Below are 11,900 nucleotides of genomic sequence, written 5' to 3'. Positions count from 1 at the left end.
GACTCGGCTACGATACGGTCGTTGAACCATGACGAACGCATCAACGAAGAAAAAGGTTAAGCTGACTGTCATGGAGACGGTTTATCCGCCTATATCCAGCCAAGAGGCAGTATGGCTCCAGCACGTTCCCGAGGTCGAGGAGCTCTGGCGCGGGAGTGACTTTTACATGATCGGCGGTCGCGCCGAGGCAACTTTCCGGAACGTTGCCGTCGACGCCGATGCCCACGTGATGACGCTGGATTTCTTTGTCGGCGACGACTGCGTCGATGCAGTTGCCCTCAATTTGCGCGCGCTCCCCGGCGTTGCCGCAGCTCCAAGCAGTACCTACTGGATAGAGGCCGGCAATAAGCTGATACGACTCTGGGATGGGCCGGTCGACGAACCGGGATCGACAGTCCTCGAATGGTTCACGACGGAAAAGTTAATCTGGGATCGCTCACGCGGACGTTCCGGCATCACCGGTTTCGAGCGCTACACAAAAGCGGCCACCTATGATCTGCTCTATGTGGGTATCGCGAAGGTCGGCGACAGCTTCGACCGCCTCATCAGCCGCGGCCACAAAGCGCGCATGGAGATCCTCTCCAACGAACCGCAACGATACCCTGGCGCACGCGTTTCGGACGAGATTATGCTCTTCCTATTTCGCGCTCAGCCATTGATCATGACCACTTTCGAACCGGACCACGACTTCGAAAACGAGGACTTCAGCGGGGCTTACGATCACAAGCGTATCGTCGCCGATGCCGAGAAGGCCTTCGTCAGCCTCCTGAAACCGCAGTACAACGTCGTGAAGTTCGCCAATTACCCGAAGGGCGCAGACGGTTTGCACGGGTCCGACTATGTCCGATACGGCTACGTCATCGGTGAAAGCATCACGTTTAACACGGCACATGGTCAAATGTCGGGAGCGCGAGATCCTCTCACTGGCTCCCATACCAGCGAAGCGGACAGCATCTTCGTCGAAGGTGACACAGTCTCTCTCTTCATATCCGGCGTCGACTATCCTTCGGGTGGCAAGGAAGCCTTGGCAAGCGAACCGCCGGCCGATTGAGTATCAGGGGCGCCAATACTGGGTATCCGAGTGAGCAACCCACGTCGCTTTAAAGTGAAAACGAGCGTTTGGGGATATGAAAAACTTGAAGTTCGGCTGAACCGAGTTTCGAGCGTCAAGTAGAGACGAAATTGGAACTGACCACATGAGTTAGCCGTTGGGGGCATGGAATGCGCATCGTCTTCATCGAGATCGAGAACTTCAGAGGCATCAAGAACCTTACATGGGCCCCCGCCGCCGGTATGAACTGCCTTATCGGGCCAGGCGACTCCACCAAAACTACGATCCTTGACGCAATCGAGCTGTGCTTAAATCCGCGTTCGTTTATCTTCGCAGACGATTGCGATTTCTACGATTTGAATATCAAAGATCCCATACGGATCATCATCACGCTGTCTGGGCTCCCTCCCAGCTTCATCACTGAAGATCGCTACGGCCTTCATTTGCGCGGTTGGGATCCAGTGGCCGCAACGATCATCGACGAGCCGGTCGTAGGCCTCGACGAGGCTCTCTCTATTATGGTCGTAATCGACCAATCGCTCGAAGCGCGATGGTCCATTCACAACGATCGTATAGACGCTGCCGAGATCGATCCGCCGACCGTAAGGTACAAAGACGCCAAGCAGTTGGCCACCAATCGGCTAGGCCCTTTCGCCGAAAGGCATCTCGGCTGGGGCCGAACGTCAGTGCTCACACGTATTGGCGAGGCGGGCGAAGGGTTCAGTCTTCAGCTCGCAGAGGCGGGCCGCGCGGCCCGCATGTCTTTCAAGGCGGCAGATCAAGGTGTCTTCAAGAAAGCCGTGGACCGCGCCGAAGAACTCAGCAAGCTGTTTGCGGTTCCAGTTCGAGGCAAATTTACTGCTGAACTCGACGTCCAGGGTGTCAGCCTCACGTCTGGGGGTATTTCACTTCATGACGGCAGTCTCCCCCTACGCCGACTGGGCACGGGTTCCGCCCGCTTGCTGGTGTCGGCCCTGCAACATGACGCAGGCCCACCTCACATCGCGATCATCGATGAGATCGAACACGGCCTAGAGCCGCATCGCGTCGCGCGCCTCCTTAAATACTTGAAAACGCCCAAGACGAACGAAGGCGCCGGACAGCCTCAGATATTCGCCACGACGCACTCGCCGGTCGTCATTCGAGAGCTAACCGCCGCGGACATCTTTGCCGTCCGCGCAAAAGGCGGCACCACGACGGTCGCCTCAGTCGCAGCGACGGCGAAAGACCCCAACACCGCACAACGACATCTTCGAGGGACGCCCGAAGCGTTCCTCGTTCGCAAAGTCATCGTAGGTGAAGGCCGGACCGAGCAAGGCCTCGCACGCGGTCTGGACGATTGGTGGCAAACGCTAGAGCAGGACTCCTTCGCTTTGCAAAGCGTCGTCGCCATCGATGGCGGTGGCAAAGACAACGCGCCGCTCGTCGCCGAGCACCTCCGGGATCTCGGCTATGACGTCTTCCTCCTTCTTGATTCCGATGAACCACCGAACCAAGACGCGCTAAAAAGAGCCAAAGACAAAGGGGCAGTCGTCCATCAGTGGCCGGACGAATGCTCGACGGAAGAACGGCTCTTCCTTGACCTACCCTGGGAAGGTGTTCGCGCTATGATCAAACTCGCTATCGACTTCAATGGACAGATCAGCGTCATGGCCGTCATGGACAACGCCTTGTCCGCCGCCGGTCAGCCAACAGCCACCGACGCGAAGCTGGGCGGTGACCGTGATTCTGAGCAAGTGCGCCGCGTTCTCGGCAAGGTCGCGAAAGATAAAAGCTGGTTCAAGGACATCACGCGGGGAGAGCGGCTCTCCACCGTGATCGGGCCAAACCTCACAGCCATCCCCAAAACGCCCCTCGCAAAGGGTATCGTCGCGATACGGAGCTGGGTCGATGGCGGATGATCAAGAAATTTCCCGGCTCGCCGCCGGCATCCGCCGTGGGAGCATCGTCGCCGCCGCTGGATGTGGCAAGACCGAACAGATCGCTCTCGCCGTTGCGATCTCCAGTCGGCGACGGCTGATCCTCACACATACGCATGCCGGCGTGGACGCAATCACTCGGCGGATGAAGAAATATCGCGTTCCGAATGACAAGTACCGCGTCGACACCATTGCTGGCTGGTGCCTGAGGTTCGCCGCTTCATTTCCGCAGCGCTCGGGGATCACTGCGACCGTTCCGACAACAACCGCGGAATGGGACGGCGTCTATTCGGCCGGAGCACGCCTCCTCGACAGCGGCGCAGTCGACGGCGTGCTGATCGCTTCATATGGCGGCTGCTTCGTCGATGAATACCAAGATTGCACCGTGCAACAGCATCAGGTCGTTGAACGTTTGGCGAACCTTCTCCCGACATGCGTTTTTGGCGATCCGATGCAGGCGATCTTCGACTTTCGCAATCAGCAGCCCGTCGACTGGACCACTGACGTCTTCCCCACATTCGCACGTGCTGCAGAGCTGCTTACGCCCTGGCGTTGGAAGAGGGAGAACAACGAGGAATTGGCTGAGTGGCTCGGCGCGGTTCGCGCCGGACTGGAGCGCAACAATCAGATCGACCTGAGCTCCCGACCCAAATGCGTGACCTGGAAGGCATTGCCCGCTGACGCCAAACTTCACCAAAAAACGGTTGTCGGCCAGTGCCTCGAGGCGATGGACGAAAACGACCTCGGCAACCTCATCGTTATCGGCGACAGCGTCAGCGAAAATCGCAGATCCGCCCTTGGCAAGAAGCTTGCAAAACAAGGCTTCTCAAATATCGAGGCCGTTAGCTGCAAGACGCTGCATTCGGCGGCGCGCACAATTGACGCCACGACCGGCGTCGCGCGCCTGAAGTTACTGCTCAACTTCGCCGCCAAGTGCATGACTGGCGCCGACAAAGCAGAGCTGAATAAGGCCATCGACGCTCGCCAACAGGGCCGGCGTCGCGGTCAAACGAAGTTTGGCTTTCTTTTCCCAGCAATTGACGACGTCGTCGCCACAGGCGGAGAACTGGCCATGCTGGCGTTTCTTCAGGGAATGCGGGATCGGCCTGACGCTCATCTCTATCGACGCGAGATGTTCTACGCGATGCGAGACGCCCTGCAGAACAAGGCGGCCCGCCAACTCGCCACTCTTAGCGACTCTGTATGGGACGTTCAAAATCGAGTTCGCCATGCAGGTCGGCGGCTAGGTGATCGCAGCATCGGAAGCACTCTTCTGGTCAAAGGGCTGGAATTTGACCGTGCAATTATTGTGTCTTCGGAAACCATGACTAATCGGGACTGGTACGTGGCTCTCACTCGCGCCACGAAGACCATGCGCATTATTTCCATTTCTGAGAAGTTCACGACCAACTGAGCTGGCAATGCGTTGCATCTTGATGTCCAATGTCAGAACTAGGAGAGAACGTGGTGTTGATCGTGCGGATCAGTCAGCAATCGTAGGCGATCCAGGTTTAACCAACCCGTTCTCTGGTAGCTGCTTCCCACAATACTCCGCAGCGTTCGATGCAGCTACCACGGCACGGGTTAATGCGAAGAGCCAACGATATCATGTGGATGGCAAATCATAGTATTGGGTCGCGGGTTCGTATCCCATCAACTGTAAAAGCCAGATGTCGAATGGGGTGGGCGACGCCCGAGTGGCTTGCGGAGTGCGGACAGGCGAGATTCCGATCGGCTATCGCCAGCTGTATTCGACTGGGTCCCAGCGACTGTCGCCGCCGGGGGCGTTAACGCCCGCAATGACTGGCTCGAAGAAACGCGTGAGCTGGCGCTGAAGCTCAGGAAAGGCGGGAGGTGCCAGCATTGGCGGGTTGCGCTCGAGAAAACCGCTCCACAAACCTTTCTCCGCAGCGACGGTAGCGTAGGCCTGCGAAAATCCCTCGGGCCTCGCGGTTGGGACGGCCGTTCCGCGGCGCGCCAATGTGCCGGCGACCGCATCGATCACAGTCGAGAGCTGAAATTGAAAAATCTGTGTAGTGAGCCAGATGTCATAGAAATCCTTGATCCGGCCGTTTGCCAGTCCGAAACGGATCATTGCTTCAAACTTTTCCGCGACGACGGTCTCGGGCGGATACATCAGTATGCTGGCCGTCGGCAGATCCGGAAGAATGCTCGGGAACGACGCCAGCTTAGGCGCCGGATAGACATGATCTCCGAAGCCGATGTCAACTTGCACTCGAATGATCGCCTTGGCGAGCTCGCCATTCAGCATGACACGAGCGCCCTGATACTTGTCCGCTTCCCGGACCGGATCGACCTTGATGCTAGCGAGGTCGAAGTGCAAACCGTCGTCGGCTTCGACCGCACAGATTTGCTGGAAGGTTTCAACTATCGCCTCGGGGTCAGGATCGCCGTGACCCAACAGATCGAGATCGCCGGTGGGTCGAAAGACATTCTCTGGCCAGGTTACGAAGAGCATCGCTCCTTTGAGAACGTAGCGGTCGCGCACGCCCGATTGACTGAGGCGAAACAACAAACGTTCAATGGCGAAGCGCGTTAGTGTACGCTGATATTCCTCACCAGACCGCTTTGCGTGCATGAGCAGTCTTGCGCGGATAGACGCCGATTTGTCCTTGATGATTTTAGTCATTCCTGTAGCGCCCGGATCAGAGGCTCCATGCGCGCCGAGCACCGGTCGATCGCTGCGTATTTCATGAGTTCGTTCGGTGTCGTCTTGCGAAATCGCAGGGCATCGCGAAGCGCTTCAATCGCGACGTCCTCGCCAACAAGGCGCCGATATTTGAAGCAGTCCGCTACGGTTTTTGCCACGCCATAGATAGGCACATCGACGCCTTCGACCGAAATCCTCTCAATGCCGGATGTTAGGGCATCACCGGTTGCCCGCACGATTTTTACTGGAAACGATGGTGATATCGGCGCTCTTGCCTTATGAGGGATCATCATCCAGACCGCATGCGGTAGCTGAGTGGTCAATTCGTGTTGGCGAAGTGCGCTGAGCAGGCAGACTGTGCCATTCGCCATCAACCGGGTAGCTTCTGCCAGATCGTGCGCGACGTGCTCACCAACACGGTCTGGATCCTGATACAGTCCACGTCCAAGTCGCACGAGGTCGCCGGAATCGGTCAGGCGTTTCAGATAGACGAGGGGAATGCCGGCCGACTTGAAATCACGGGCCCGCACGATGCCGCGAGATCTGGCCAGTTCGAGCGCGCTATCCCGATAGTTCATATGATCGTGGCCTCGGTTGTTACCTTATGTCGGCATATATATACATCCTGCCGTCAAAAAATAACAGGTTGAATTAATTTCGTGACGTCATATATTTCGTATGACCATGATGAAGTCGAGCCAAACCTCCGAACTGACACCTAAACACGTGCGCGCCGCGCGCGCCCTCTTGGCATGGTCTCAGCAGGACCTCGCCAAGACTGCTGGCGTAGCGACTTCTACGATCGCTGATTTCGAACGGGGACAACGCACACCTGTCGCCAACAACGCCCAAGCGATCAGGAGTGCGCTTGAAAGCGCCGGCGTTCGGTTTTTGCCAACAGGAGCAGTCATCGGTCCAGCCATTCCCCCAATGGACGTGTCCGATCGACCGGGCGTTCCCATTCGTTGGGTCAGCGCACAGGATCTCTCGGATTGGGCAGACCGCAATGACGGCGTCTCCGGTCTGCCGACTCTGATTGCAAACCTCGTCCGTGCCACACACGGATCGGCCCACTTGCGGTTTCCTTCCGATGAAGGTGTCCGGCATTCGGGCTGGGACGGGCATACAATTGCTGCCAAAGGAAGTATTTACGTCCCGCAAGGTGAGACTGGCTGGGAGATCGGCGCCCAGCGCAAGAATGTTTCTCATAAAGCCAGCGAAGACTACGCGAAGCGCAGCTTGGATCCGTCACCCATCGAGCCTGCCAATGCGACCTACATCTTCGTTACACCCCGGCATTGGCCGGGGAAAGACGAATGGGCGAAGACGCGAAAGAAGGAGGGTCCGTGGCGCGACGTTCGGGTCTATGATGCAAACGACCTGGTGCATTGGATCGAGCAAAGCCCGGCCGTCGGTGCCTGGCTGGCCAGAAGGCTCGGCAAGCGCCCCGACGAAACCCGTGAACTGGAGGACGTGTGGAGCGAGTGGTCGCAGGCAACAGAACTGCCGCTCACGGCCGATCTCGTCCTTACCGACCGCGACGAGGATGTCGCGGCCGTGCTTCGATGGCTGAGAAGCCCCCCGTCGGTCATGTCCCTCCGGGCGACGACGGCCGACGAAGCGGTGGCGTTTTTTCACGCGGCATTGAGCGAGTTGCCGGATGAATTTGCACAGACTTACCGCGCACGCTGCCTTGTGGCTACCACCGAGGATGCTGCGCGACAGCTTGGAGATGCTTCGGGGTCTCTCATACTCGTTTTGACGGCTCCAAACCCAGGCCTCAGCCGGGTCCTAGCCGGGAAGGGCCATTTCGTCCTTCAGATCTATGATGAGCGTGCGGCTGGCGATGGAGATGTGAGGACGCTTGCCCGGCCATCTCGCGAAGGCATTGCAAACGCGCTTATTGCAGCGGGCATGTCCGATACGCGGGCGGAGACGCTTGCGCGCGACAGTGCGCGCGAGCTGTCGGTCCTGCGGCGACGCCTGCCGGGTGCACCAGGCCGCCTGCCGGCTTGGGCAGTCACGTCACCCCCTCGCGCCCTGCTGGCAGCGCTGCTGATCGGCGGCTGGCACGATGAGAGAAAGGATGATTGCCGCATTCTTGAGGAAATCGCTGGCCAGCCGTATGAAGAAATCATCAAGGAGCTCACTCCTATGGTTCGCGACCTGGACAGCCCCTTGCAGAAAGTCGGGCCGGCATGGCGTGTAACCTCGCCAATCGATGCCTGGTTTCTGCTTGCTCAGAATCTTACCAATGATGACATCTCCCGATATGAGGCTGCGGCATTGGATGTTTTGGGCGCATCGGACCCCCGTTTCGAGATGGAACCAGATGACCGCTGGATGGCCAACGTCCGCGGAATTCAACCTCCGTACTCTGGCCTCCTGCGTCACGGGATCGGCCATTCGATGATACTGATGGCGCTATGGGGCGACAGGGTCCGGACGGTTCCAGACGTGGGGCGACGTGTTGATCATATCGTGCGAAAACTCCTTCAGGGAGCCGACGGGCATCGATGGTGGTCTCTCTCAGGTGATTTCAGGCTCCTCGCGGAAGCCTCTCCGGGTGCATTCCTGGACGCTATCGAGGAAAGCCTTGATCGTGATCAGCCCCCAATCGAGGCGCTTTTCGGAAGCGATGGAGGTGGGATTACCGGGCAGGAACATTTGGCTGACCTGATGTGGGCACTCGAATCTCTTGCCTGGTCAAAGCAACTCATGCCGCGTGTCACCTATGTGCTCGCGCGCCTCGACGCGATTGATACAAAACCGCGTCGCTTCACGAACGGTCCGGCCAACAGCCTCCGCAACATCCATCTTCTATGGCATCCAGAGACATTTGCGACACTCGACGAGCGGCTGAAAGCACTTGACCTGATCAGGAAGCGCGAGCCAGCCAGTGCCTGGAAGCTGATGATCGGGATACTTCCGCAAGGACGCGACCACATGACGCCGTCTGCCGTGCCGCGGTGGCGTGACTATTCGGTTGATGACGAGGAAGCCCTCACTTGGGGGCTCGTAGAACGAGGTACAACGGAAATCAGCAAGCGTTTGCTCGATGATGCAGGGCTCGATCCGCAGCGGTGGTCGGACCTGCTGGACTGCCTCGCCGACCTCGTTCCGGGCACGGAAGTCGCACTGGTGAACCTTGCCGCCGCCGAGCCGAAGATGATCGACGAGGACGCTCGCGCTACCCTGTGGCGCAAGCTCCGTTCAACTCTCCACAGACATCGGCAATTCCCCGATGCCGATTGGTCGCTGGACGAGCCTGTCTTGATTGCCTTGGAAAAAGTCTATCATCGGTTCGCTCCTGCCGATCCGATCGAGCGGGTAGCATGGCTATTCAACCAGACCGTGGAGCTCCCTGACCGCGGCTCTGCTGGGTGGGAAACGGAGCAGCGCGATATTGAGGAAACGCGCCAGCGTGCCGCTGCGGCAGTTTTCGAAGCCGGAGGAATTCCGGCGATCGAGAAACTTGCAAGACAAGTGGAAGCCCCAGGCTATATCGGCAAGGCGCTCTACGACGCCGGCCTGTCTCCGCCGGAATTCGACGACCTGCTTCAGTCTTTCCTGAAATCCGATAACGCTTTGGAGCGGGATGTCGCGCATGGTCTCGTTGTCTGCTCGTCACGTGATCGCGATAGAGAATGGTCCACGGGCTTGATTGAGAAAGCACTTGCTGAAAAGTGGGCCGATGAGGCACTGCTCACATTGCTACGCGCCCTGCCTATCGAGCGCTGGGTCTGGAACCAAATCTCCGAAATTGGCGGCGCGATCGAAACGACATACTGGCGGACCGCGCGGGTCATGTGGATTGATGATCGCGAGGACGACATCGTCTATGCGGTACGCAAGCTCATTCAGACGGGCGCGCCACTGCGAGCGGTGGGGCTCGCTAGCCGGATGCGGGAGTCCGATCTTCCTTCGGACCTAGTCATTGAGGTACTGACCGAGGCAGCAAAGCAACCCTTCACTGGCGATCCAGGTCATAATGAACTCGGCATGTTTCGCCATCATGTTGCGGAGCTCATGCAGATCCTGGACAATCGCGATGATGTCGAACGAGAAGCGCTCGCGACGCTTGAATGGAACTATCTCGAAGTTTTGGAGCATTCCCAGCGACCTGCAAAAGCGCTCCTCGCCGAGCTCTCGGAGCAACCAAAGCTTTTTGTCGATCTCCTGAAAGCCGTTTATCGAAAAAGCGATGATGAAGACGGTGACGCGGACGAGCCTGTGCCCGCGACACCTGAAATGGCGAAAGCAGTGGCGAGCCGCGCTTATGCATTGCTCGGACACTGGAACAGAATTCCTGGGACACAGAACGATAGCTCAATCGATCCGATCAGACTGACCGAATGGATCAAAGAGGCGAGGAAGCTCGCCCGCGAGGCGGGCCGCCTTGATATTGGCGACAGCCGCATCGGGCATATGCTCTCCTCGTCACCAGATGGCAAGGATGGCAATTGGCCAGCCGAGGCTGTTCGGGAGGTCATTGATCTCTTCCACAGCAAGGAAATGATCGACGGCTTTGTCGTGGGCAAGATGAACCGCCGCGGCATGACGACCCGTATGCCTCGCGACGGCGGATTGCTGGAGCGAAGAGAGGAAGCGCGCTATCGTAAGTCGGCGGATGCGATCATTTTTGATTATCCCCGCACGGCCAACGCTTTGATCCGGCTTGCTGACTATTACGAGCGAGACGCGAGACGCGAGGACGAGCAGGCCGAACGGTTAGATTGGCGCGGCTAGTGTCTCCCGGCCGACTTGCGCCCGACTAGGTGATGGGAATGAAACGGAGGTCTTGCGGGACCTGGGGGCATTTGCCGAGAATATCCGCATTGCCTCTTTCTGTCACAAGAGAACGCTCGAAGAACTAACTTCCGCCCGCATGAGGACCGCGTTTCTAAGCCACCCAGTAGACTAGGAAGGCGCAGTCGGTGGCACCTTGGCTGATGGGGTCATCGGAAGCTATCTGTACTCAATGCCGACTAGCAGCCAGTCCGCTCTGGCCCATTTCCCTATTGTATTGAGGAATTTCGGTGTTAGCTCAATTTCAATAACAGGGTCGAAGGTTCCGATCCTTTCAAGGCGCCCGAGTATGATCCGCCGGCGCCACCCGCTGCACGCGATTGCCACAAAGTCACGAAAAAAGCCGGGTCTCGTGATGTTCTCACGAGACCCGGAAGTCGGCCGGACAGCCGGCCTCTGGGAGAACATATACCTTCTAGGGGCCTACGTGAGTTTCCCTACCGTCTTCTCGAGAATTGCCCACAATTCCTCGCCATATTTTTCGCGCCAGCCGGTGTAGAAGCCGCCGTCGCGAAGTTTCTGCCTGAACGCCTCAGTGTCGGGCTGATTGAATACAAGGCCCTGTTTGGCCAGGACCTCTTTGAGGGACTCCGACAACTTGGCCATATCTTGGCGCTCATCAAGCGCGGCTAGGTTGATGTTGCGGCTCACGACCTCCTGCACATCCGCCGGCAGGCTTGCCCAGTTGCGCTTGTTGGCAACGCAGAAAAACGCGTCCCACATGTGCCGGGTTAATGCGCAGTATTTTTGGACCTCGACAATATTTGCGGTCTTGATGTTGGCCAGCGAATTTTCCTGTCCATCGACGACCTTCGTCTGAAGTGCAGAATAGAGTTCGTTGAAATTAATGGACGCCGGAGCTGCCCCAAACGTCTGGAACATGGAGGTCCACAGCGCTCCGACTGGAACGCGGATTTTCATACCGGCGAGATCTGCGGGCGAGTTGACTGGGTGCGTACTGGTGGTGATGTGCCGGAACCCGTTGTCCCACATCTTTTCCATCGGGAGGAGATTCACCTTTTCGATGAGCTTATGCAGAGCGGCACCGAGTTCACCATCCATCGTCTTCCAAACCGTATCATAGTCCGGGAAAATGAAGCCGAGACCGTAGATCGAGGCCGCCGGGACCATCGTGGACAGTACATTGATACCAGAGTTCAGGAACAGATCGATGCCGCCTGCTCTCACCTGCGACAGCATATCAGTGTCGCTACCAAGCTGGTTGTTCGGGTAGACCTGCAGTTCCACCCGCCCGTTTGTCTCGTGTTGGATGCGTGCTGCCGCCTCCCTTGCGCGCGTGGTGATCGGATGGGTCTCGGCCAGATTGAACGCGAACTTCAGGGAATACTCGGCTGCGGCCGCTCGCTTCATCGAAAACCCGAGCGCCGTGGCGCTGAGACCAAGCGTCGTCGTCACTGTGAATGCGCGTCTTGTCAGATTTACCATTTCG

At 58.0% G+C, this 11,900-nt stretch carries 7 protein-coding genes; 4 read left to right on the top strand and 3 right to left on the bottom strand.

Going from position 1 to position 11,900, the window contains the following annotated elements; all coding sequences use genetic code 11:
* The first annotated feature begins 28 nt into the window (after window positions 1-28).
* The 3 genes from GA0061101_RS21745 to GA0061101_RS21735 all read left to right on the top strand — a co-directional run bounded on the left by GA0061101_RS21745 (window position 29) and on the right by GA0061101_RS21735 (window position 4,384).
* Window positions 29-1,051 (top strand): hypothetical protein, encoded by a 1,023-nt coding sequence (locus tag GA0061101_RS21745; protein ID WP_028753527.1) that lies wholly within the window; start codon window positions 29-31, stop codon window positions 1,049-1,051.
* Between the two features lie 170 nt (window positions 1,052-1,221).
* The gene (locus GA0061101_RS21740) at window positions 1,222-2,952 is read left to right on the top strand and encodes an ATP-dependent nuclease (protein ID WP_028753526.1); all 1,731 of its coding nucleotides are present in this window, start codon (window positions 1,222-1,224) and stop codon (window positions 2,950-2,952) included.
* Window positions 2,942-4,384 (top strand): UvrD-helicase domain-containing protein, encoded by a 1,443-nt coding sequence (locus GA0061101_RS21735; protein WP_028753525.1) that lies wholly within the window; start codon window positions 2,942-2,944, stop codon window positions 4,382-4,384. The genes GA0061101_RS21740 and GA0061101_RS21735 overlap by 11 nt, the downstream gene beginning before the upstream one ends.
* Before the next feature lie 321 nt (window positions 4,385-4,705).
* On the opposite strand, the gene GA0061101_RS21730 is transcribed toward GA0061101_RS21735, so the two are convergent.
* Complete coding sequence (locus GA0061101_RS21730; protein WP_051264140.1) at window positions 4,706-5,620, bottom strand: nucleotidyl transferase AbiEii/AbiGii toxin family protein; 915 nt, start codon at window positions 5,618-5,620, stop codon at window positions 4,706-4,708.
* Window positions 5,617-6,219, bottom strand: a complete 603-nt coding sequence (locus GA0061101_RS21725; protein ID WP_028753524.1) for a type IV toxin-antitoxin system AbiEi family antitoxin domain-containing protein — start codon at window positions 6,217-6,219, stop codon at window positions 5,617-5,619. The genes GA0061101_RS21730 and GA0061101_RS21725 overlap by 4 nt, the downstream gene beginning before the upstream one ends.
* 109 nt (window positions 6,220-6,328) lie before the next feature.
* Here GA0061101_RS21725 and GA0061101_RS21720 point away from each other — a divergent pair, with 109 nt between their 5' ends.
* Window positions 6,329-10,390 carry a helix-turn-helix domain-containing protein gene (locus GA0061101_RS21720; protein WP_202595630.1) on the top strand — a complete coding sequence of 1,354 codons (4,062 nt, stop codon included), beginning with the start codon at window positions 6,329-6,331 and terminating at the stop codon, window positions 10,388-10,390.
* A 483-nt stretch (window positions 10,391-10,873) separates the two neighbouring features.
* Here GA0061101_RS21720 and GA0061101_RS21710 read toward each other — a convergent pair whose 3' ends face one another.
* Complete coding sequence (locus GA0061101_RS21710; protein ID WP_028753521.1) at window positions 10,874-11,896, bottom strand: TRAP transporter substrate-binding protein; 1,023 nt, start codon at window positions 11,894-11,896, stop codon at window positions 10,874-10,876.
* Window positions 11,897-11,900 lie beyond the last annotated feature (4 nt).

Source organism: Martinezella lusitana, from assembly GCF_900094565.1.
GTDB lineage: Bacteria > Pseudomonadota > Alphaproteobacteria > Rhizobiales > Rhizobiaceae > Rhizobium > Rhizobium lusitanum.
This window is presented reverse-complemented; position numbering and strand designations above follow the sequence as displayed.